Source organism: Thiopseudomonas alkaliphila, assembly GCF_001267175.1.
GTDB classification, from domain to species: domain Bacteria; phylum Pseudomonadota; class Gammaproteobacteria; order Pseudomonadales; family Pseudomonadaceae; genus Oblitimonas; species Oblitimonas alkaliphila.
Map to the genome: position 1 here is coordinate 656,262 of NZ_CP012358.1, position 21,692 is coordinate 677,953.

A 21,692-nucleotide genomic window follows, 5' to 3' on the forward strand; every position below is an offset into this window, starting at 1 on the left:
CGGATATTATCCTTTAGCAGACGCTGGCAAATCCGCAACCAAGCGCAGTGAGACAGAAAGCTCATTGAGCTGGTAATGTGGCTGCAGGAACGCAACTGCACGATAAACCCCAGGGCGTCCTGGCACTTCTGTTACTTGAATTTCAGCTTCACGCAATGGGAATTGTGCTTTAGCTTCTTGTGTCGCGTTATCGTCAAGCAAAACATATTGAGCAATCCAGTTATTTAAGAAAGCCTCAACATTAGATGCAGAAGCAAAACTGCCTATCTTATCTCGCATCATTGCCTTTAAATAATGAGCCACACGCGATACAGCGAAAATATACTGTAACTGTGCTGATAGTTCAGCGTTCGCATTAGCAGAGTCTGTATTATATTGGCGGGGCTTTTGTACTGACTGGGCACCAAAAAAAGCAGCATAATCCGTATCTTTACAGTGCACCAAAGGAATAAAACCTAAGTCGCTTAATTCCTTTTCTCGGCGATCCGTAATAGCAACTTCGGTTGGGCATTTAAGAGCAACCTCGCCATCATCAGTACGGAAAGTGTGCGCTGGTAGCCCCTCAACCAAACCACCACCCTCCACACCACGTATAGCTGCGCACCATCCAAAATCAGCAAAAGCGTTGGTTAAACGAGCCCCAAAAGCATATGCGGTGTTACACCAAAGATATTTAGAGTGATCAGTACCATCCACATCCTCAACGAAATTAAAGCCTTCTGTAGCCAAGCCATCCACTGGATCGTAAGGTAAACGCCCCAAAAAACGGGGTAATGTTAAGGCTACGTAGCGACTATCTTCAGTGTCACGAAACGACTTCCACTTAGCATACTCAACAGTATCGAACACTTTAGCTAAATCACGTGGCTTACCCAGATCTGTAAAAGTCTCTAGACCTAAAAAGCTTGGATCTGCAGCACTAATAAAGGGAGCATGAGCCGCAGCAGCAACATGAGACATTTGTTCAATAAAGTACATGTCTTCTGGCTGGCGACCAATATCATAATCACCTAATAGAGCACCAAATGGTGCCCCACCAAAGGTGCCGAATTCTTCTTCATAGATTTTTTTAAATACAGAGCTTTGATCAAATTCAAGTGCTGAACGAAAATCTTTATTTAACTCTTGTTTTGTTGCATTCAGCACTTTGATTTTAAGCATAGTTCCTGTTGAGGTTTGATCAACAAGATATTTCAAACCTCTCCAGCTTGACTCTAACTTTTGGAATTCAGGTGCGTGCATCACTTCATTAAGTTGGCTAGAAATCAGTCGATCTAACTCTGCAATCCTTGCGTCAAGTGTGCGGCTTAAATTGTCGGATACTGCCACCGAACCTTCTAGCACCTCACGTGCAAGAACAGAAATGATATCTTTTGCACGCTCACGCTCCGCATCACTTTTAGCTACACGACTATTTTCAACAATTTCATCAAGCAGACCACTTTCTTGAGCGGGTTCTAAGACAGCATTCGTTTCAGTCGTTTGCGTGCTCATTCCTCTTCTCCATTTTGCTGCTCAACCTCTGCAGTCAACTGCTGAAGCTTCTCGGTATTAACCAACACTTCATTTAAGATATCTTCTAGCTTTTCACTACCTGCCATTTTATTACGTAAATCTGCCAATTTACTTCTTGCTTCTTGTAATTTACGCAACGGCTCAACTTGTTGCACAACAGCTTCAGGGGAAAAGTCTTCGATTGACTCAAAGCTTAGCTCTACCTTTATCTCTCCCTCGCCTGTTAAGGTGTTTTTAACCTTGTACGCAGCACGCGGGGTCATGCCCTTCATTACTTCATTGAAGTCATCAGGATCAATATTGACAAACTTTCTATCTCGCAATCGCGGCAATGGTTGCTCGGGATTGCCACTAAAATCTCCCAGCACCCCTACAACAAAAGGGAGTTCTTTTTGCTCTATTGCATCACCCACTTCAACATCGTAAGTGATTTGCACCCTAGGCGGCCGTACCTTTTGCAAGCGCTTCTGAGTGCTTTCCTTTTTCGCCATTTTAAATCTCCTATGTATTTCTTCCTTGTTATGTAAGTTAGTTTTGAGGCAAGAACTCAAATGGATTCGAATAGTTGGCTGCACCTTCAGCCTGTTTTTGTGATGGCTCAATTTTACGCTGTACGGCCGCTTTTTTAGAGCTGACTGCAGATCGTCTAGGAATGCGGCTCTTTTTAGTTGGCAAAGCTTTCACTTCAAGAGTAACAACATCTTCACCTAAGATCGCTCGAATTTTTTCAGCCAACACTTTTGCATCATCCTTAGTGGTTCCTTGCAAACCACTACCATCATGCAAACGCTCAAGCCCGCTTATAGTGACACGCAAACCAGACGCAACAAGAATTGCTTCTACTTCCTGTTTACTGTCAGTATCACTAGGTTCTCTTTCTAACGCCTCACTAGCCATCACGATAGCTTGCCCATAATTCCCGCGGGAAAACTCTATACCCGCCAGACGCACCCAAGGCTCAGCCCTAATAGGATTGACTTCTGTAGCTTTAAGATAGCTTTCTTTAGCTTCTTGGAAGTCTTTAATGTCCTCTTTAGCTTGAGCATTGCTCATTGCACTTTCATAGCTTTCCTTCCAGCCTGATTTACTAGCGCAGCCAGAGATCCCTAATAGGGTACACACAAACAAAGCGCATAACCGCCCTACGTTTTTTTGAACCATAACAATACTCATCCCTCATTAAATAGCCAGTCGATGATACTGAAAGTCTCAATAATGATAAAGCAAAGCAATGTCATCCAGCATAATGCATAGACTTAACAACATCTACTAAATATAAAAACTTTACAAGGTATAAGAAAGATATAAATGCTTCATTGCTTGCGAACCTCAGCCGCTTACCTAGCCACTGCCTTGATTTAGATCGCTAACTCATCCAAACTACCGATGAATTATGCTGCAACAAATATAAAGTGAGCTAGTATAATCACGTGAAACACCGACATATAACACAACCTCTCCCAGAACAACAAGGACGTTTATATTATGAGAACCCTATCACTAATACTAAAACTAGCAACTTTGACACTCCTCTCAACCGCATGCTCCATCAAACCAGCACCAAACTCAGCAGTAACTCTCTCTACAACTGAACTCCCCACCACCGAAAACGAGGCTAAGCTCTTCTCGCGAGCCCTAGAAAAAATCGGAATTGGAAAGTCACCTCTAAAAAAATCTAATAGGTTTAATTTACAAATTTTCACCGCTAAGAACTTAAATGCCGGCAAGGAAAAAGAATCTTTACCACTGGTGCTCAAAACATATTTGCTGACTTCTCCCGAAGCGTTTGAATCACTTCCTTTCGAAGCATTTCTAAATAATGAAACTATAGAGCATGCGCTAGAAGACACCCTCATAATGCAACGAGAAGCCATCCTAATGCCAGGACAGTTCTACGAGGCAACAGTACTATTACCTACTGAGGCACACTACATAAGTTTCGTAGCTCTTTTCAGGCACCCCTCTCCTCAACGCTGGCGCTTTACTTACAATATTCGCTCTTCAATCAAGTCGGGCATCCAACTGGGAGTGCATGCTTGCTCACTTAGCTCAAACTCTGGCCTACTTATTAATACTCTTTCTGCGCCTGCACACCTAATTTCTATGGACAAATGCGCAGATAACGGCCTGCCGTCTTTACAACAGCAATTAGATCAATCACGATAAACTTTATTTATTACGAGGCAACACTTAAGTGAATCAGCATTCAAAACCATTTTGGGGAGAAGGACTTTTTCTGTGCCCACAACATTTCCAACAACAAGACGCCTATCACGAAACGAGGCTGCATGAGGTTAGTCGCATTATACAGCCCTTCCTATGGGGATTACGCTCTGCTCGCTTTGATTTAAACAGTTTAAACTCTGGAAGCTTAAGAGCCGTTGAGCTTTCTGTTGTATTCCCTGATGGCGAACTCTACAGCGCACCATATAAAGACGAATTACCAAGTCCCTTATCTTTAGACAAACTACCTAGCGGCACCCAAAAAACAACAATCTATCTTGCGCTACCATTACTTAAAGATCACGGTCGAAACTGTACTAATGATCCAGCTGACCTATCTTCTCGTTATGTCGTAAATAACTTATCAATTAGCGACACCTTTTCAGAGGCAGCCAATGCAGATGTTGCATTTCTTTATAAGGCGGTACGCCTAGTCACTAGCGAACAACCTCTGGATGCTTACGTAACGGTACCATTAGCACGCTTAAAGCGAACAAGCACCGGAAATTTCGAATTTGAAAACACTTTTATCCCCCCCCTTATAAACTTGAGCGCTTCTGAGCATCTACTTTCACAGTTAAGAGCTTTATTAGACGCTCTTCAAGCTCGAGCAGATATACTGTATGCTTTGTTCAGCAGGCCCAATGAAAGTATCGTTGAATTTCGTTCAGGAGATATGGCTTCTTTTTGGTTGTTACACTCTATTAATGCTGCCTTTGCAACTCTCAACCACTTTTACCGCCATCCTAGCGCTACGCCAGAGCAACTACATATTGAATTATCACGCATCGCGGGAGCGCTACTGTCTTTCAGCACCACTTACACACTACAAGACTTGCCTACTTATCAACACGAACAGCCAAACATAAGCTTTGATAAACTCTTTAAGATTATTAACTCTCAAATTAATACAGTTTTTTCTGAGAATTATATGGTCATTAGTTTAAAAGAAAATAAGCCTTCTTATTATACTGGAAACCTCGAAGCACAATTATTAAGTAAAGGCATCGCTGTATACCTAGCGATTCAAGCAGACCTTTCTGCAACCGAACTCATAGAAAAAATTCCGCAACTCCTTAAAATTGGCTCACCTGAGGATGTTGAAAACATTGTGCTCTCTGCCTTGCCTGGCATTCGTTTAACACACGCCACACAAATTCCAGCTGCAATTCCTGTTAAACCCAAAAGCACTTATTTTTTACTTGAAACCTCCGGCACACTATATGAGCGCCTGCTTCAGGCGAATGCTATTACTATTTATGCGCCGAAAGGCATCCCTAATCTAGAAATTGAACTAATGGCGATCACCCCATGAATATGCTCTATGCCACCACCCAGAACGCTACTGAAACTATCAAGCATAACTTAACTGACTTAATGTTCGATGGGTTTTACATGCTGCTTTTAATCAAGCAAGGCCAAACGCCGAAAACAATGCAGCCTTTCTTAGAGGCTGTACAGAGTTTTCTTCAGGAGTTTGAAAAAAAGGCCCTTAAGCAAGGCTTTGAATATCAAGATATACATGCAACAAAATATGCTTTCTGCGCCACTGTAGATGAAACCATTCTTCATTCCGATTGCAGTTTTAAAGAGGAATGGGGCTGCAATCCATTACAACTTATATCATTTGGCGACCACCTAGCTGGGGAGAATTTCTTTACTCATTTAGAAGAGTTGCGCGCACAAGGCGCTTCGCGATTACCCGCACTGGAAGTCTACCATTTTTGTTTACTACTAGGCTTTAAAGGTAAATATTTTATTGAAGGAACAGAAAAACTACATTATCTAAAAGCTCGCCTAGGTGACGAACTTATCTATTTAAAGGGCAATCGCTCAGCTTTTGCCCCTCACTGGCAAAGACCCGATACAGTTAGCCACAAATTAAGACGAAATTTACCGATCTGGGCAGCCACCATCTTACTAGGAGTCATTTGCTTTATAAGCTATTTTTTTCTAAGTTTAACCATGCGAAACATCACCGAGCAACAATTAGCCGCTTATGAAAATATAATACAAACGCCCAGCAAAATTGCTAGAGTTCATATAACACTCCCGTAAAGATGTTGCACCTCATTTAAAATATTGAAGTTAAAGCAACTTAGCTACCCTCAGATGCTTTCGCACATTCAGCTATCTCATCGGCCATAACTAAGCATAGTTGCCGCCTACACAACATGCCCGCTTTAGTATTTGCAGCTGGGCATTCAGCCAAATCCCTGATATGCTCATATTTTTTTGCTTTAAGTACATTTTCACTAGGCCTGATCTCAGGTTCCTTCTGCCTAACAAACTCTAAAAGCTCCGCTAACAAGCTTTCTTCTGTAAGCAATTCTTGCGTAGTTTCTACCTGCTCAACCTGAGAATAAGAATCTCTCTTAACTGGCTTCTGAAACAACTCCGTCTCTCTTTTAGGTATCAACTCGACTAACACAAGCTCCGTATTCATGCTCTTAGTAATCTTTCTTTCCGGCCCCTGCAAAAGAGTAGAGGCTATACTTGCAGTGCTCCGCTCAGATTCAGGTAAATGAGAGCTCGAAAATAAAGCAATCTCCTCTGCTCCGCCAGAAACTTCCCCCTTATTCCAGACAAGTAATTTACTCAATAAAAAGAAAAGAATAAGAAAAAACGCCCCAAAAAAAATCAGCCGAATAGGGCGATGACGCTCAACAGCCACATCGTCGAAGCTATCTTTTACTGCAACCTCATCGATAAGACTTTGCTTATTTTTTTCAGAGTCTATCAATAAACTAGGGGTTTTTGACAAGTCTTTATTCACACCCTAATACTCCACACGCCAAAGTACTATTAAAAAAATAAAGTTCATAAAAGTATTGTACTATATTCCAGCCCCACAAGATTGAGGAACACCTCTAGCAATGGCTTTACTCCTGATTTGGATTATCCAAATATGCTTTACATTAGCTCTATTATGGTATCTCTTTTTTCCTGAAAAAAGGGATACCATATTTTTCAAAGTATATTCAGTGTGGATACGTATTAAAAACAAGATTTTCTTTCCAGCTGTTCAGTCAAATAAAAAAAAACTGCTTCAACCTAATGGGTTGTCAAACAGTAAAAGTAACTATATCAAAGCAAACCTAAGCACTATAGCTGTTCTTAGTATAATTTTAGCTTCACCTTCTATCCTTATTCTATTTACTAGAAACAACATTACTCTTGAGGAGTATAGAGCCACTATTAACTTAGATACCGATACAGCTAATTTAATTGCCTCACTTATAAAAGGTGAACAACTAGCCCCCCCACCACCATTACCACCTGATGTGTTCATTACCGCAGAAGTGGAACTTGTGAAACCAAACCTAGCACTAAATTTGGCTAACCGTAATTGGGATGATCTTAATCCTGAATTTCGCCAAAGATTACTTACTGTGTTTAAAATTATGCAAGAAAAATATGGCTACCACATGGTTATGATTGAAGGTTATCGTAGTCCAGAACGACAAAATTACTTAGCTAACCAAGGTGGGCATATAACGAATGCTCGGGCAGGTCAGAGCTATCACCAGTACGGCCTAGCTGCTGACAGTGCCTTTTATCGTAATGGTAAATTAGTTATCTCAGAAAAAGATCCATGGGCTATGCGCGGCTACCAGCTTTATGGAAAAACAGCACAAGAAGTAGGTCTTGTCTGGGGAGGTAGCTGGAAAACTATTAAGGACCTTGGGCATGTGGAGCTACGTAAGCGCTAACTTTGCCTATATGGCTCTACGGTATAAACAATAAGACCTGACTTTATCAGACTGTCGCCTTACGCATTAGTGAGGGTTGGTACACACTATGCACTTAATGATCAGCTGCCCTTCACTGCTGGTATCGATAACCTGTTAAATAGGCATCTGTATCGTTGATGCAATGCGGTGGGCGTGGGTGATCCTCGTACCATTTATGGAGCTGGGACAGCTACCTACAACGAACTGTAATCCCCCCATTTTCCACAGTGCTCATTTTTAGAATTTAAGCTGCCTGTAATAATTGCCGTGGCGGTACTCCTCCGATAGCAGTGTGAGGGCGTTCGTTGTTATAAGTCCAAAGCCATTGTGTAGCAAGTTCTTGAGCCTGTTCAATGCTGTCAAAGATGTTTAAATCTAACCATTCATGACGCACTGTTCGGTTAAAACGCTCAACATAAGCATTCTGTGTCGGTTTGCCTGGTTGAATATACTGCATGGTAATTTGCTGCTCTTTAGCCCAGTCCTTTATTGTTTCAGAGATGTACTCAGGGCCATTGTCACAACGTATTGCGTTTGGCTTACCGCGCCACTCAATGACTTGCTCTAACGATCGAATAACTCGTGCGCTAGGCAAAGATAAATCAACATCTATAGCCAAGCATTCGCGATTAAAATCATCGATGACATTAAAGGTTCTGATGCTGCGGCCACTGGCTAAACTGTCTGACATAAAATCCATTGACCAGACATCGTTAATAGTCGTTGGAACGCACAGCGCGTCAGGCTTATTTCGCTTGATGCGTTTTCTGGGTTTGATACGCAAGTTCAGCTCCAGCTCACAGTAAATGCGGTAAACGCGCTTATGGTTCCATTTAAAACCTTTGACATTACGCAGGTACAAGAAGCATAGGCCAAATCCCCAGCGCTTTTTATTGTCGGTTAATCGAAGCAGCCAATCAGCAATCTGCTCGTTCTCAGCATTAAGCTTGCTTTGATAGTAAAAACAGCTCTCGCTAATACCTAGACAGCTGCAAGCAAGGCGAATGCTGATGGCATGTTTGATTATCGCCTCTCTCGCCATCTCCTTGCGCAGGGATGGCTTTAGAGCTTCCCCTCAAGAGCTTCCAATCGAATCTCAGCTTTAAGGCGCTCTTCCGCATACATTTTTTTGAGCCGACGGTTCTCTTCTTCAAGCTCTTTCATGCGCTTCATGAGCGAAGTGTCCATGCCACCATATTTTGAGCGCCACTTGTAGAACGAAGCTGAGCTAATACCATGCTCACGGCATAGCTCAGGGACTGGAACTCCAGCCTCATTTTGTTTGAGAATTGCCATAATCTGGCTCTCAGTGAATTTTGATTTACGCATAGAAAACTCCTTGAGTTCATATTAATGGAATTTTCTACAAATAGCCTCCGTGGTTTTGAGGGGGGATTACAACCGCGCATAGCGGTATTGATGCAGTTCTTTGGCATCGCTCTACTGTTTCTTTGCGCCTCTGATAGATGGCCTTACCCCAAGGCGTCAGCCGATTGGCATCCTGCCGTTCTCTAAAGCAGCGGGCATTGTCGGCACACAGCCGGATCAGATACATAGTGGCGATACCCTTCCCAGTTGGTTGTACTGTAAATCAAAGCCTGTCCTTGTGGGCACACATACTGGTCTGTTTCGGCGATATAGATGAACTTACGTTTACGCAAGTACCCTTGGCGATGGATTGGTCGCCGATAGCCAAACACAGCTTTTACCCCCTTATCTTCCAGCCCCTTGCTGATGGCTGTGGTGTGATAGCCTGCATCCAGACCAACATACTGGACGTTAAAGCCAAAACGCTGTGTCTGCCGCTCCAATCTAGCCAAATAGGGTACTGCGTCGTGGACGTTACCCGCCGTGACATGCACATCGGTAATGGTATTGGCTTTGGTATCCACCGTACGATGGTCAAGATAGAAGAAGCCTTTGGGTTTGTTATCCCGAGTCATAAAGCCGCTTTCAGGATCGGTCTTACTTTGTTTGATTGTCCGCACCTGAGGTTCGCTCGATGGCGGCGGCAAGGGCTTTTTCCGTGGGCTAGGCGATCCTCATCGATCGTCTGATCCAACTTATCCATATAGGCTTGCCGCTCTGAAACGGCGTGTGCTTTGACCCATTTCCCCTTATTAGCATTGGCTTTCAGGTGGGTTGAATCGGTATACAGTACCGTGCCGGATACCAACTTACGCTGCATCGCCTGCAAGACGATTTCATCAAAAAATTGCTGGTAGATATCCGAGTCATTAAAGCGGCGACGGTTCTGACTAAGGGTGCTGGTATCAGGGACTTTGTCGGTCAGGTTTAAACCGAGAAACCAGCGGTAGGCTACATTGACATGAACCTCACGGATCAACTGACGTTCACTACGAATACCGAATAAATAGCCTATAAGCAGCAGTTTAAACAGTAGGGTTGGATCCAGCGCTGGGCGACCGTTGTTCGCGCAGTACAAGTCTTTGACCAGATCATGAATAAACGAGAAATCGATATGACGATCTACTTTGCGTAGTAAATGGTCTGAAGGAACCAGCTCGTCAATACAGACAAATTCGAGTTCGGACTGGGGGGCGATCACGTAACACTGTACAACTCCTGCAGCAGATGTGTGCCCAGTATAAAAAACAAACCCCTCGATGGGAACGAGGGGTTTGTCAGCAGTCTGAGAGTAAGCACTTATTATTGTGAGCCCGCTTTAGAGTGATGGTAATAAAGATACGCAAGGCCAAGCGGGGCAATGAAGATCGCTAATGACCAGCAGAGCAGCATTGTCATCAACTTGATGAATAATAAGATAACAGCAGGCATCACAAACACATTGTTTCCAAAAATAAAACTCACAACGCTCTCATAGACGAATCGAGCATAGGGGTATAGAAACGTATTTACAATTGATATCAGCGCTAAGGGTAATAAAGCCAGAGACCAGTTTTCTACTCCACGAGGAAGAAAAATAATAACTGGAAAGATAAGACCAAACAGAAACTGCCGTACATAGTATTCACGAGACAACCCGCCCAGAGTTTTTTGAAGCACCGGATGCATACCCCTCTCCCCCTTGTTTAACAGTGTATAACCAGCCTGAGCTAGGTGAGCCTTAAACCCAGCTAACAGCGTAGTGTATTGAAAATAATTGTTCCGACGAGCAATTTTTGAATGATTACTCTTCTGATGCAGCTTATCAAGTCCTTTACAGTTTTCTATAGCGCATTCGCAACCATCACTTAGCTTGAATCTTATCGGAGTTAGTTGGGCTGTTGTGATCAATCAAACCAACAAACAGCCCCAAGCCTAGGGTTTACTTAGCTACCCGCTCGGCTTTTAAAATGATCACCGGCTCAACTGGCACATCGCGGTTCATACCAAAGCTACGGGTCGGAACCTGGGCGATTTTATCTACCACATCCATTCCCTTGGTCACTTTACCAAACACCGCATAACCAAAATCACGGGCACCGTTATTTAAAAAATCATTATTGGCGTGGTTAATAAAAAACTGCGAAGTAGCTGAGTCCACTACCTGAGTGCGAGCCATGGCAATGCTGCCGCGCTCATTTTTTAAACCATTATCCGCTTCATTTTTAATCGGCGCATGGGTCGCTTGTTGCTGCATATTGGCGTCAAAACCACCGCCTTGAATCATAAAATTAGGAATCACGCGATGAAAAATCGTCTCGTTGTATTTGCCTTCATCCACATAGGTTAAAAAGTTCGCCACACTGATCGGTGCTTTTTCATCATTTAACTCAAGCTCAATCTCACCGGCACTGGTGGTTAGCATCACCTTAGGAAAATCAGCCGCCAATAACTGGGCTGAAAATAAAGCAGCGGACGCTAAAACGGTTATTTTTTTTAACATGGTAAGTATCCTAAATTAACTACTTTTAAAAATTAAATGCTGTTCCCAATCATCTTCGGCCACGCTTAACTCACTGACCATGCGACCACTGTAAGAAATGCGCTCAACATGCACCGCATCAGTGTTTTCACACACCAGATGATGCCAGACTGGCAAATCTTTGCCCTCAGCCACTAGTCGATAGGCACAGGTTTTTGGCAACCATTTAAAGTCATCCACCTGGGCCGGTGTCAGTTGAATACAGTCGGGAACAAAGGTTTTACGCTCGGCGTAATTGGTACACTGACAGCTGTCTAGATCTAATAATTTACAGGCAATATTGGTGTAATAAATATCGCCATCTTCTTCATCTTCAAGCTTTTGCAAGCAACAAAGCCCACACCCATCACACAAAGACTCCCACTCTTCTGTGGTCATCTCTTGCATGGTTTTACGCTGCCAAAATGGCGTGACAATTGCTGCCATGGTTACTCTCTAACTAAAACACTGGCCAAGGTTGCCAGCAAAACTCAAGGGGTTCAAAACCGACAGCGGTTAACTGCGGAAAATTGGCCACCGCCACTAACTGCTGCTGATGCCAAAGCAGTGGAATCCTATCACGTAAAAAACTAGGTAACTGCACTTCTTGCAACAAGCGCTTTAAATCACGCTGACCACGCCCTGCTAACTGCAAACGCTCCCCGCCTTGACGCGTGCTAATCCTGAACTGCGGCCGCGCTAACGGGGTAACTCCTGTCAGCTGTACTAATCCTTGAGAGGTCGTCCATTCAGTCTGCTGACCTAGATCAAAAGATCGAAACGGCGCTGCCTGCAACCACGCATTGGACAACCAATACAAGCGTTGCTGATAACGCTGCACTTGCCCACCGGCTAAACGCCACAACGGATTTTTATCTGGCTGCGCATCACGTAAGTCAAACCAACCTTGCCAGTGCGCGGCATCAGGCATCAAACTGAAATCACGCAACCAATAGCGCAGCAGATTTTTTTGCCGCGCCGTGGATAATTGCTGAATAATGGTTAAGTCTAAACTTGGAAGGGATAACCAGCTAAATACTGGCGCTAACTGCGCTTGCTGCAGATCTTGTGCTGCCAGCTCATCTAATAACTGCTGGGCTTCAGCACTGTGTTGCGCCACCCGTGCCAAACTCTGGGTAGCCTGAGGCCAGCGCTGAGTTAACAGCGGCACAACCTGATTGCGAATAAAGTTTCGATCATAGCTATCACTTAGATTGCTAGGATCTTCCACCCAAGACAAGCCTTTAGCACGTACATAATGCTCCAGCTGCTGTTTGCTCACTTGCAATAACGGCCGCACTAACTGGCCCGCTGCTAAGGGCCGCTGCACTGGCATGGCCGCTAGCCCTAGAACTCCTGATCCGCGTAAGGCGCGAAATAAAACCGTTTCCGCTTGATCATCGAGATGATGCCCGGTTAGTAATAACTCACCTGGCTGAATAAACTCACTAAAGCCACGGTAGCGTGCGTCACGGGCCGCTTGCTCAATACTCGCTAGACGCTGATCAACTTGCACTTGGCGCCAGCTAAACTCAACGCCTAACGCTGTGGCCAGCTGCTGGCAAAACACCGGCCAAGCCTCCGCTGTTGCCTGCAACCCATGATGAATATGCAGCGCCACCAGCGGTGGCGTAGGCTGTTGCTGGCGTATCGCCGCCACCGCACTCAGTAAGGCCACTGAGTCGACCCCGCCAGAAAAAGCGATGACCCAGCGCTTAGCCGTTAGCCAAGGCTCAAGCTGCTGGCGCACCAAGCTGACTAACGACATACAAGCAGCAACTAGGCGATGCCGTAGCTCATTAAGCGCTCGTAGCGTTGGGCTAACAAAGCCTCTGTTTCGAGACCTTGTAGCTCACGTAACTGCGCTAATAACTGCTGTTTAACATCACTCGCCATTTGCTGGTAATCACGGTGCGCACCACCCAGTGGTTCATCAATCACCTTATCGACAATCCCTAAGCCTTTTAAACGCTCGGCAGTGACGCCCATCGCTTCAGCCGCATCAGCTGCTTTATCAGCCGTTTTCCATAAGATCGATGCGCAACCTTCGGGTGAAATCACCGAGTAGGTTGAATACTCCAGCATATTCAAACGATCACACACCCCAATCGCCAACGCACCACCTGATCCACCCTCACCGATTACGGTAGAGATAATCGGCGTTTTTAGGCGCGACATCACCCGCAGGTTCCAAGCAATGGCTTCACTTTGGCCACGCTCTTCAGCATCAATTCCTGGGTAAGCGCCTGGCGTATCAATAAAGGTAATGATCGGTAACTTAAAGCGCTCAGCCATTTCCATTAAACGGCAAGCCTTACGGTAGCCTTCAGGACGCGGCATACCAAAGTTGCGGCGCACTTTCTCGCGAACTTCACGGCCTTTTTGATGGCCAATGACCATCACCGGAATGCCCTCTAACCGTGCTAAGCCACCGACAATGGCCGCGTCATCAGCAAAGTGACGATCGCCATGCAGCTCTTCAAACTCGGTAAAAATATGCTCAATATAATCCAAGGTATAAGGACGCTGCGGATGACGCGCTAAACGCGCAATCTGCCAGCTGCTTAGATCGGAGAAAATATTTTTGGTCAGTGATTTACTTTTCTCTTCTAGGCGAGAGATCTCCTCACCAATATTTAGCTCATTGTCATTGCCCACGAGGCGAAGCTCTTCGATCTTAGCCTGTAGATCGGCAATCGGCTGTTCAAAATCTAGAAAATTTGGGTTCATCTAGTTATCCATCTTGCTGCTACGACCCATGGGTCGGAAGCTGACTAATTAAAAGGTTTTACTGTAAAAGATTGCGCAACGAATGTCAGCGATAATCTAAAAAGACGTTATCCTCACCAAGTAAGTCACGTAGCGACTGAATCAGCGTATCGTTCGGCGCAACTTGCCACGCGTCTGCTAACGACAGTAACGCCTTTGCCCCCGGCGTACTATAGTCAATTGTGACTAAGCAAGCGCCTCTGTGCTGTTGTAAGTGCTGCTGAATTTGCTGTAACTGCTTGGGTGGCAGCCGATAATCTAAGCGCAACTGTAAACTGCTGGCTAAATTAGTTCGGGCTTGCTCTAAGCTATACACTTCATTAACCCGAAAGCGTAATCCACCAGAAAAATCATCGTGACTAACCACCCCCTTAACCACCACTAACGCATCGGTTTGCAATAAGGTTTCTGCCTGACTAAAGGCATCGGCAAATAAGGAAGCCTCGATTCGCCCGGAGCGATCATCAAGGGTGATAAAGCCCATTTTATCGCCCCGCTTATTGCGCATCACCCGTAAATTCACAATCAATCCAGCAATGGTTTGCGGCTCGCGCGAAGGATTCAAATCACTGATTTTTTGCTTGGCAAAACGCCGCACCTCAACTTCGTACTCATCAATTGGATGGCCGGTGAGATAAACCCCTAAAGTGTCTTTTTCACCTTTGAGGCGCTCTTTCATGCTTAGGGGGCGTGCCTGTAAGTATTTTTGATAAGGATTCACCTCAGGCTCGGCAAACACACCGCCAAATAAATCCATATGACCACTGTCTCGATCGCGTACGGTTTGCTCAGCGGCCTGAATCGCCTCGTCCATGGACTGCAATAAAATCGCCCGATTAGCATCAATTTGCGGTTTATAGCGCTCAAAGTTCTCATCAAATAACGGCCCTAATCGATCAAAGGCGCCAGAACGAACCAAGGCATCGAGGGTGCGTTTATTAACCCGCTTTAAATCAATCCGCGCACAAAAATCAAACAGGTCTTTAAAGTCTGTCGCTCCACGCCCTTCAATAATTGCCTCAACCGGACCTTCACCCACCCCCTTAATCGCCCCTAAGCCATAGACCACTTGCTGTTGCTCATCGACGGTAAACTTATAATCTGAGCTATTGACATCAGGGGGCAACAGATTCAGCTGCATACTGCGACACTCTTCAATCAGCGTCACCACCTTATCGGTGTTATGCATATCGGCCGACAAGACTGCTGCCATAAACTGCGGTGGGTAATGGGTTTTCAGCCACGCTGTTTGATAAGACACCAGCCCATAAGCCGCCGAGTGCGACTTGTTAAAACCATAACCGGCAAACTTTTCCACCAGATCAAAGATATTACCGGCCAAATCAGCATCAATATTGTTACGTGCACACCCTTCAATAAAACCGCCGCGCTGCTTGGCCATTTCTTCGGGCTTTTTCTTACCCATCGCCCGCCGCAACATGTCCGCCTCACCGAGGCTATAACCAGCCATCACCTGGGCAATTTGCATCACTTGCTCTTGATACAAAATAATCCCGTAGGTCGGCTCCAGCACCGGCTCAAGCCCGGCATACTGATAATCAGGGTGCGGATAGGCTAATTCGGCGCGGCCGTGCTTACGGTTAATAAAGTCATCGACCATGCCCGACTGCAAAGGACCAGGACGGAACAACGCCACCAACGCAATTAAGTCTTCTAAACAGTCGGGCTTGAGCTTTTTAATCAGCTCTTTCATCCCCCGTGATTCCAACTGGAACACCGCGGTGGTTTCAGCTCGCTGCAATAACTGATAGGTGGGTTTATCGTCTAGAGGAATAAAATCAATCACCAAGGGTTCTTCACCCAAGGCGGCACGGTCACGGTTAATGGTTTCTAGCGCCCACTTGATAATGGTGAGGGTTCGCAGTCCCAAGAAGTCAAACTTCACTAGCCCTGCAGCTTCTACGTCATCTTTATCAAACTGAGTAACTAGGCCGCTGCCATCTTCATCACAGGCTACCGGAGAAAAGTCGGTTAACACCGTAGGCGCAATCACCACCCCACCGGCGTGTTTACCGGTGCCTCGGGTTACCCCTTCAAGCTTGAGCGCCATTTCCCAGATTTCTTTAGCCTCTTCATCATGGGTCACAAAATCACGCAGCGACTCTTCCATCTCAAAGGCTTTATTTAAAGTCATCCCCACTTCAAAGGGGATCATTTTGGATAACCGATCGCCCAGTGAATACGGCTTACCTTGCACGCGCGCCACATCGCGCACCACCGCTTTGGCGGCCATGGTGCCAAAGGTAATAATCTGGCTAACAGCATCACGGCCGTAAGCATTGGCCACGTACTCAATCACCCGGTCACGACCATCCATGCAGAAGTCGACGTCAAAGTCGGGCATCGACACCCGCTCGGGGTTTAAGAAACGCTCAAACAGCAGGTCATACTGCAATGGATCAAGGTCAGTAATATGCAGCACGTAAGCCACTAAGCTTCCCGCCCCCGAACCCCGGCCAGGGCCTACCGGCACGCCGTTATTTTTCGCCCACTTAATAAAGTCCATGACGATTAAAAAATAACCGGGAAAGCCCATCTGAATAATAATATCCAGCTCGAAGGTTAGCCGATCAACATAAACTTGCCGTTTCGCTGCATAATCCTCAGTGTCTGTTGGCAAGCTCACAGAGAGCCGCTCTTCTAATCCCTCAAAGGACACATGGCGTAAGTAATCATCAATGGTCATGCCTTCTGGCACCGGAAAGTCGGGCAAAAAGTGCTGACCTAAGCGCACTTCAACGTTACAGCGCTTAGCAATTTCTACGGTATTGGCCAGCGCTTCAGGGATATCCTGAAATAGCTGAGCCATTTGCTCAGGTGTTTTTAAATATTGCTGATCAGAGTAGTTACGTGGCCGTCTAGGGTCATCTAAAATCCGCCCTTCTCCGATACATACCCGTGTTTCATGGGCCTCGTAGTCTTCTTGGACTAAAAAACGAACATCATTAGTTGCCACCACCGGCAGCTCAAGCGCCGCTGCTAACTGAATTGCCTGTTGCACATGTTCTTCATCACCAGGGCGTTGGGTGCGTTGTAACTCAAGATAAAAACGCTCAGGAAAAGTGCTCTGCCAAAAACTCGCCAACTGTTTAGCTTTATCACTGTTGCGCTGCAATAGGGCGCGCCCAATTTCACCTTCTTTAGCTCCGCATAACGCAATTAATCCTTCACTATTAGCCACTACCCACTCTTTTTGCACCAGCATCTGGCCTAGATGCTGGCCTTGGGTATAGCCTAAAGAAACAATTTCGGTCAGGTTACGATAGCCCTGATTATTCATGGCCAGCAGCGTTAACCGCGTTGCAGATTGATCACGCTCCTCAGCCGCCAACCAAATATCGGCACCAATAATGGGCTTAATCCCCTTACCCATTGCACTACGATAAAACTTCACCAGCGAGCACATGTTGCTCTGATCGGTGATCGCCACCGCTGGCATATTCATCTGCGTCAGGGCGTCCATCAAGGGTTTAATCCGCACTAAACCATCGACTAAAGAAAATTCACTGTGCAAACGAAGATGAATAAATGAAGGGTTCATAGCTAGCCTAGATAAGATAAATCGCTGGTTAGTTTAACTGATTTAGCGCGAGCTGTTCTTAGCTTGCAGATAGTTTTGCTGATAACGTTGCTCACCCATAGCGCTAATTTGCTGCTCAATTAAGCAGTTAAAGGGTCGCAACAAGGCATCAAACCGCTGCGGTTGCTCCAGTGTATTTAACGCAACAGTAATGGCTTCAATGGTTGATAAAGCATTGGCTTCTTTGGCTGCCCGCAAGCGATACTCAGAAGCCGGTGGTGAGGCTAAGGTAACGGTTGGCAACTGCGCTAAGCTAGAATTGAGATAGATCAATTTACGGGCTTTTTTCCAGGTGCCATCGGGCACCACCAACAAATAAGGTTTTTCAGCGGCTGCTCCAGGCACTTCATTACTAATTGTTTCAGCCTGTTGCTGGAGCGGGTGCTCGACAACATAAGGCAGCAGCACCTGGGCTGAATCATTGGGATAGAGCAGTACGGGACGATAATGCAGCGCCTGTTGCGCTAAGTAAGTAGCCAGCGTTTCAAAGTGCTCACCGACCCACAACTCTGCATTACATAGCCCTAAATACGCTAGGCGCGCGGTATTTAAAGCATGGGACTGCTCGCTGTGATGCTGCAAAATTAACACCTTGGTTTGGCTAGCGAGTTGCGGGATCTGTGCGCACAAGCAATAGGCAACAGGACGGGCACAGCGCTCACACCTAGGTCTTTTTCTCATATAACACACTGCATATTATTTTAGATTGTCTTACAATCAGCTGTGACTTTTGAGTCGCTGCTTAGGTCTCACCCTTTATCTAATTGAGTATTTTGCATCGGGCATGAACAATAGCCGCTGCTAAAGGGCGAGTCACTCAGCGACTAGCTGAAAAACTTTTGCCGCAGAAGCATTATACTCTACCGCTAAACATTTGATTTGCCATACAGCCATAGGCACTTGAGGAACCCGCATGACAAAACAAAACGCCTTTACCTACGAAGAATTGCTGCAGTGCAGCCGTGGAGAGCTCTTCGGAGCAGGTAATGCGCAATTGCCCGCACCCAACATGCTGATGATGGATCGTATCGTGCATATCAGTGAAACTGGCGGTAAATACGGTAAAGGAGAAATCATTGCCGAACTGGATATTACCCCTGACCTGTGGTTTTTTGATTGCCACTTTAAAGGTGATCCAGTCATGCCAGGTTGCCTTGGACTCGATGCCATGTGGCAATTAGTTGGCTTCTTTTTAGGCTGGTTAGGTAATCCTGGCCGTGGCCGAGCGTTAGGCTCGAAAGAGGTCAAGTTTTTCGGCCAAGTACTGCCAACGGCAAAAAAGCTTACCTATAAAATCGATATCAAACGCACCATTAATAGCTCACTTATTCTAGCCATTGCTGATGGCTCAGTGAGCGTTGATGGCCGTGAAATTTACAGTGCCGACGGTTTACGCGTTGGTTTATTTACCTCTACCGATAACTTCTAAGGATGCCATTTATGCGTCGTGCCGTTATTACTGGGATCGGAATCGTTTCTTGCTTAGGTAATGATAAGCAAACAGTCTCTACTCACTTACGTGAAGGCCAATCAGGTATTCGTTTTAATCCTGATTATGCTGAAAAAGGCTTACGTAGCCAGGTATCTGGCTCGATTGACCTGGATCTTGAAGCGTTAATTGATCGCAAAGTCTTCCGTTTTATGGGTAACGCTGCAGCCTATGCTTACCTAGCTATGCAGCAAGCGGTAGCAGACAGTGGCTTATCGGAAGAACAAATTTCTAATCCGCGGGTGGGCCTAGTAGCCGGTTCCGGTGGTGCCTCCACTCTTAACCAGATGGAAGCCATTGATATTCTGCGCGAGCGTGGAGTTAAACGAATTGGCCCATACCGGGTGCCACGCACCATGAGCAGCACCGTCTCTGCCTGTTTAGCCACGCCCTTTAAAATTAAAGGGGTAAACTACTCAATTGCTTCGGCCTGTGCCACCAGTGCCCACTGTATTGGTCACGCGTGGGAGCAAATCCAGCTAGGCAAGCAAGACATCGTCTTTGCAGGCGGCGGTGAAGAAGAACACTGGTCACAAAGCTGCTTGTTTGACGCCATGGGCGCTTTATCTACCCAGTATAACGACACCCCAGAAAAAGCGTCCCGCGCTTATGATGCTAACCGTGATGGTTTTGTTATTGCGGGCGGTGGCGGCATGGTGGTAGTGGAAGAGCTAGAACACGCCCTGGCCCGCGGCGCGAAAATTTACGCCGAAATTATTGGCTATGGCGCTTCTTCCGATGGTTATGACATGGTCGCCCCCAACGGCGTAGGCGCCATGCAGTGTATGCGCCAAGCGCTGGCGACGGTTGATGGACCGATTGATTACCTAAACACCCACGGCACCTCTACCCCAGTAGGTGATGTGGCTGAAATCAATGCCATTAAAGAAGTATTTGGCGAGCAAATTCCTGCTATCAGCTCCACTAAGAGCTTATCTGGCCACTCCTTAGGCGCCGCTGGAGTGCATGAAGCGATCTACAGCATGCTAATGATGGAAGGCAATTTCTTAGCTGGCTCGGCCAATATTGAGCAGCTAGATCCTGCTGTTGAAGGCCTGCCTATTTTGCTGGAAACCAAAGAAAACACCACTGTGAATACCGTGATGAGCAACAGCTTTGGTTTTGGTGGCACCAACGCCTCATTGGTTCTGCGCCGCTGGCAAGACTAAGCCCGCTTCACGCTGTAAACCAAAAAGCGCCTAAGGTTATTAGCCTTAGGCGCTTTTTTATTCACTCAGTAACAGCAAACGATTACAGCGTTAGCTCACGAGCTGAAACCTTGATAAAGGCTTGCTTCAGATCATCAAAGGTATGTACCGCGGGGAACTGCGGAAACTCAGCAATCACATTCTCAGGGGCATGGAATAAAATACCTGCATGCGCTTCGGACAGCATGGTGGTGTCATTGTATGAGTCACCCGCAGCGATCACGCGATAATAGAGGCTTTTTAAGGCCACCACCGACTGACGTTTCGGGTCTTTTTGGCGTAACTGGTAATCCACTACGCGCCCTGTTTCATCGGTAATCAGCTTATGGCAAAGCAAGGTGGGAAAGCCTAGCTGGCGCATTAATGGCTGAGAAAACTCATAAAAGGTGTCGGATAAAATAATTACCTGGAAGCGCTCACGCAGCCAGTTCACAAACTCTACCGCTCCTTCGAGTGGCTTTAAAGTGGCAATCACTTGCTGGATATCATCCAACTTCAGACCATGCTCATCTAAAATGCGTAAACGCTGTTTCATCAAAACATCATAGTCAGGAATATCGCGGGTCGTTGCGCGTAATTCTTCAATTCCTGTTTTTTCCGCAAACGCAATCCAGATTTCTGGAACCAAAACCCCTTCAAGGTCTAAGCAAGCAATTTCCACAAATAATTCCTCATTAATGGTTTGAGTAAAATAGCGCGTCAAGCAAACAGCCAGCGGCGTGCTGCCAAGGATTATACAGAATCTGCCATGGACCACCATAAGGCCAACCGCTTTAAGCACTAAGCCAACCAATAATTAACAGCAGACGGCCCCTAGCAGTGCTAAACTAATGACCTGTTTCAACCCTGTTATGCTGGATTTTGCTAGGAATGGTTATGAATTTTTATACTCGCAAATGGGTCAAGCCAGAAGATTTAAACCCTAACGGCACCTTATTTGGTGGCAGCTTATTACGCTGGATTGACGAAGAAGCCGCAATCTATGCGATTGTGCAGCTGGATAACTCCCATGTTGTGACCAAACTCATTTCTGAGATCAACTTTGTCAGCTCGGCTAAACAAAGCGATATTATCGAGCTGGGCATTCAAGCCACCGCCTTTGGCCGCACCTCAATCACCTTAAGCTGCATTGTGCGCAATAAGATTACTCAAAAAGAGATTTTAACCATTGACCGCATGGTGTTCGTTAATATGGGCCCGGATGGTAAGCCTGCACCGCATGGCAAAACTGAGATTACCTACACCGATCCACGTCTGGCACTGCCTAAGCAGCAATAAGCCAAAC

20 protein-coding genes and 1 pseudogene are annotated in these 21,692 nt (G+C 45.9%); 7 read left to right on the plus strand and 14 right to left on the minus strand.

Features of this window, described 5'->3' with window-relative positions; translation table 11 throughout:
* Nucleotides 1-6 precede the first annotated feature (6 nt).
* Genes tssC through AKN87_RS03145 form a run of 3 tightly spaced genes read right to left on the minus strand, consistent with a single transcriptional unit; the run spans nucleotide 7 to nucleotide 2,676 of the window.
* A complete protein-coding gene (gene tssC / locus AKN87_RS03135) occupies nucleotides 7-1,494 on the minus strand; it encodes a type VI secretion system contractile sheath large subunit (protein WP_053102439.1) in 1,488 nt (495 codons plus the stop codon).
* Nucleotides 1,491-2,006 (minus strand): type VI secretion system contractile sheath small subunit, encoded by a 516-nt coding sequence (gene tssB, locus AKN87_RS03140; protein WP_053102440.1) that lies wholly within the window; start codon nucleotides 2,004-2,006, stop codon nucleotides 1,491-1,493. Before tssB ends, tssC begins: the two co-directional genes overlap by 4 nt.
* 37 nt (nucleotides 2,007-2,043) lie before the next feature.
* Nucleotides 2,044-2,676 (minus strand): tetratricopeptide repeat protein, encoded by a 633-nt coding sequence (locus tag AKN87_RS03145; RefSeq protein WP_053102441.1) that lies wholly within the window; start codon nucleotides 2,674-2,676, stop codon nucleotides 2,044-2,046.
* A 324-nt stretch (nucleotides 2,677-3,000) separates the two neighbouring features.
* Between AKN87_RS03145 and tssJ the strand changes: the two genes are divergently transcribed.
* From tssJ to icmH, 3 genes are read left to right on the plus strand one after another with little or no spacing between them, the layout of a single operon-like run.
* The gene (tssJ, locus tag AKN87_RS03150; protein ID WP_053102442.1) at nucleotides 3,001-3,681 is read left to right on the plus strand and encodes a type VI secretion system lipoprotein TssJ; all 681 of its coding nucleotides are present in this window, start codon (nucleotides 3,001-3,003) and stop codon (nucleotides 3,679-3,681) included.
* 28 nt (nucleotides 3,682-3,709) lie between these two features.
* A complete protein-coding gene (gene tssK / locus AKN87_RS03155) occupies nucleotides 3,710-5,053 on the plus strand; it encodes a type VI secretion system baseplate subunit TssK (RefSeq protein WP_080995492.1) in 1,344 nt (447 codons plus the stop codon).
* Entirely contained in the window at nucleotides 5,050-5,796 is a 747-nt protein-coding gene (icmH, locus tag AKN87_RS03160) for a type IVB secretion system protein IcmH/DotU (protein ID WP_053102443.1), read from the plus strand. Before tssK ends, icmH begins: the two co-directional genes overlap by 4 nt.
* 40 nt (nucleotides 5,797-5,836) lie before the next feature.
* Here the strand turns inward: icmH and AKN87_RS03165 are convergent, their stop codons facing one another.
* The gene (locus AKN87_RS03165; protein ID WP_053102444.1) at nucleotides 5,837-6,514 is read right to left on the minus strand and encodes a hypothetical protein; all 678 of its coding nucleotides are present in this window, start codon (nucleotides 6,512-6,514) and stop codon (nucleotides 5,837-5,839) included.
* A gap of 100 nt (nucleotides 6,515-6,614) precedes the next feature.
* Here AKN87_RS03165 and AKN87_RS03170 point away from each other — a divergent pair, with 100 nt between their 5' ends.
* The gene (locus AKN87_RS03170; protein WP_053102445.1) at nucleotides 6,615-7,451 is read left to right on the plus strand and encodes a M15 family metallopeptidase; all 837 of its coding nucleotides are present in this window, start codon (nucleotides 6,615-6,617) and stop codon (nucleotides 7,449-7,451) included.
* Nucleotides 7,452-7,716: 265 nt separating this feature from the next.
* Here AKN87_RS03170 and AKN87_RS03175 read toward each other — a convergent pair.
* The 9 genes and pseudogenes from AKN87_RS03175 to AKN87_RS03225 form a co-directional block, all read right to left on the minus strand.
* Nucleotides 7,717-8,801 (minus strand): IS3 family transposase gene (locus tag AKN87_RS03175; protein WP_096335113.1). Its coding sequence is split into 2 segments (ribosomal slippage): nucleotides 7,717-8,540 and nucleotides 8,540-8,801, totalling 1,086 coding nucleotides; the frame shifts between segments, so codons are not numbered across the junction.
* 72 nt (nucleotides 8,802-8,873) lie between these two features.
* A pseudogene (locus AKN87_RS12415) lies at nucleotides 8,874-10,041 on the minus strand (IS1182 family transposase); the annotation flags it as partial.
* A gap of 101 nt (nucleotides 10,042-10,142) precedes the next feature.
* On the minus strand, nucleotides 10,143-10,508 hold the full coding sequence (locus AKN87_RS03195) for a hypothetical protein (RefSeq protein ID WP_053101864.1): 366 nt from the start codon (nucleotides 10,506-10,508) through the stop codon (nucleotides 10,143-10,145).
* A 253-nt stretch (nucleotides 10,509-10,761) separates the two neighbouring features.
* Entirely contained in the window at nucleotides 10,762-11,322 is a 561-nt protein-coding gene (locus AKN87_RS03200) for a peptidylprolyl isomerase (protein WP_053099593.1), read from the minus strand.
* 15 nt (nucleotides 11,323-11,337) lie between these two features.
* The gene (locus tag AKN87_RS03205) at nucleotides 11,338-11,787 is read right to left on the minus strand and encodes a YcgN family cysteine cluster protein (protein ID WP_053099594.1); all 450 of its coding nucleotides are present in this window, start codon (nucleotides 11,785-11,787) and stop codon (nucleotides 11,338-11,340) included.
* A gap of 13 nt (nucleotides 11,788-11,800) precedes the next feature.
* Nucleotides 11,801-13,108: a tRNA lysidine(34) synthetase TilS gene (tilS, locus tag AKN87_RS03210; RefSeq protein ID WP_053102449.1), complete on the minus strand. Its 1,308-nt coding sequence runs from the start codon at nucleotides 13,106-13,108 to the stop codon at nucleotides 11,801-11,803.
* Between the two features lie 11 nt (nucleotides 13,109-13,119).
* The gene (accA, locus tag AKN87_RS03215) at nucleotides 13,120-14,070 is read right to left on the minus strand and encodes an acetyl-CoA carboxylase carboxyl transferase subunit alpha (protein WP_053099596.1); all 951 of its coding nucleotides are present in this window, start codon (nucleotides 14,068-14,070) and stop codon (nucleotides 13,120-13,122) included.
* Nucleotides 14,071-14,155: 85 nt separating this feature from the next.
* A complete protein-coding gene (gene dnaE / locus AKN87_RS03220; RefSeq protein WP_053102450.1) occupies nucleotides 14,156-17,671 on the minus strand; it encodes a DNA polymerase III subunit alpha in 3,516 nt (1,171 codons plus the stop codon).
* Between the two features lie 42 nt (nucleotides 17,672-17,713).
* Nucleotides 17,714-18,391 (minus strand): tRNA-uridine aminocarboxypropyltransferase, encoded by a 678-nt coding sequence (locus tag AKN87_RS03225; RefSeq protein ID WP_053102451.1) that lies wholly within the window; start codon nucleotides 18,389-18,391, stop codon nucleotides 17,714-17,716.
* A gap of 232 nt (nucleotides 18,392-18,623) precedes the next feature.
* Here AKN87_RS03225 and fabA point away from each other — a divergent pair, with 232 nt between their 5' ends.
* Together fabA and fabB are read left to right on the plus strand one after the other, a co-directional pair.
* The gene (gene fabA, locus AKN87_RS03230; RefSeq protein WP_053099598.1) at nucleotides 18,624-19,139 is read left to right on the plus strand and encodes a 3-hydroxyacyl-[acyl-carrier-protein] dehydratase FabA; all 516 of its coding nucleotides are present in this window, start codon (nucleotides 18,624-18,626) and stop codon (nucleotides 19,137-19,139) included.
* Nucleotides 19,140-19,150: 11 nt separating this feature from the next.
* The gene (gene fabB / locus AKN87_RS03235) at nucleotides 19,151-20,368 is read left to right on the plus strand and encodes a beta-ketoacyl-ACP synthase I (protein ID WP_053102452.1); all 1,218 of its coding nucleotides are present in this window, start codon (nucleotides 19,151-19,153) and stop codon (nucleotides 20,366-20,368) included.
* A gap of 82 nt (nucleotides 20,369-20,450) precedes the next feature.
* Here the strand turns inward: fabB and thrH are convergent, their stop codons facing one another.
* Entirely contained in the window at nucleotides 20,451-21,068 is a 618-nt protein-coding gene (thrH, locus tag AKN87_RS03240; RefSeq protein ID WP_053103617.1) for a bifunctional phosphoserine phosphatase/homoserine phosphotransferase ThrH, read from the minus strand.
* A gap of 215 nt (nucleotides 21,069-21,283) precedes the next feature.
* Here thrH and AKN87_RS03245 point away from each other — a divergent pair, with 215 nt between their 5' ends.
* The gene (locus AKN87_RS03245) at nucleotides 21,284-21,685 is read left to right on the plus strand and encodes an acyl-CoA thioesterase (RefSeq protein WP_053099600.1); all 402 of its coding nucleotides are present in this window, start codon (nucleotides 21,284-21,286) and stop codon (nucleotides 21,683-21,685) included.
* The last annotated feature ends 7 nt before the right edge of the window (nucleotides 21,686-21,692 follow it).

Excerpts from the sequence above, each read along its gene's own strand:
- tssC (WP_053102439.1), bottom strand. The coding sequence starts at position 1,494 with ATGAGCACGCAAACGACTGAAACGAATGCTGTCTTAGAACCCGCTCAA.
- tssB (WP_053102440.1), bottom strand. The coding sequence starts at position 2,006 with ATGGCGAAAAAGGAAAGCACTCAGAAGCGCTTGCAAAAGGTACGGCCG.
- AKN87_RS03145 (WP_053102441.1), bottom strand. The coding sequence starts at position 2,676 with ATGGTTCAAAAAAACGTAGGGCGGTTATGCGCTTTGTTTGTGTGTACC.
- tssJ (WP_053102442.1), top strand. The coding sequence starts at position 3,001 with ATGAGAACCCTATCACTAATACTAAAACTAGCAACTTTGACACTCCTC.
- icmH (WP_053102443.1), top strand. The coding sequence starts at position 5,050 with ATGAATATGCTCTATGCCACCACCCAGAACGCTACTGAAACTATCAAG.
- AKN87_RS03170 (WP_053102445.1), top strand. The coding sequence starts at position 6,615 with ATGGCTTTACTCCTGATTTGGATTATCCAAATATGCTTTACATTAGCT.
- AKN87_RS03195 (WP_053101864.1), bottom strand. The coding sequence starts at position 10,508 with ATGCATCCGGTGCTTCAAAAAACTCTGGGCGGGTTGTCTCGTGAATAC.
- AKN87_RS03200 (WP_053099593.1), bottom strand. The coding sequence starts at position 11,322 with ATGTTAAAAAAAATAACCGTTTTAGCGTCCGCTGCTTTATTTTCAGCC.
- AKN87_RS03205 (WP_053099594.1), bottom strand. The coding sequence starts at position 11,787 with ATGGCAGCAATTGTCACGCCATTTTGGCAGCGTAAAACCATGCAAGAG.
- tilS (WP_053102449.1), bottom strand. The coding sequence starts at position 13,108 with ATGTCGTTAGTCAGCTTGGTGCGCCAGCAGCTTGAGCCTTGGCTAACG.
- accA (WP_053099596.1), bottom strand. The coding sequence starts at position 14,070 with ATGAACCCAAATTTTCTAGATTTTGAACAGCCGATTGCCGATCTACAG.
- dnaE (WP_053102450.1), bottom strand. The coding sequence starts at position 17,671 with ATGAACCCTTCATTTATTCATCTTCGTTTGCACAGTGAATTTTCTTTA.
- AKN87_RS03225 (WP_053102451.1), bottom strand. The coding sequence starts at position 18,391 with ATGAGAAAAAGACCTAGGTGTGAGCGCTGTGCCCGTCCTGTTGCCTAT.
- fabA (WP_053099598.1), top strand. The coding sequence starts at position 18,624 with ATGACAAAACAAAACGCCTTTACCTACGAAGAATTGCTGCAGTGCAGC.
- fabB (WP_053102452.1), top strand. The coding sequence starts at position 19,151 with ATGCGTCGTGCCGTTATTACTGGGATCGGAATCGTTTCTTGCTTAGGT.
- AKN87_RS03245 (WP_053099600.1), top strand. The coding sequence starts at position 21,284 with ATGAATTTTTATACTCGCAAATGGGTCAAGCCAGAAGATTTAAACCCT.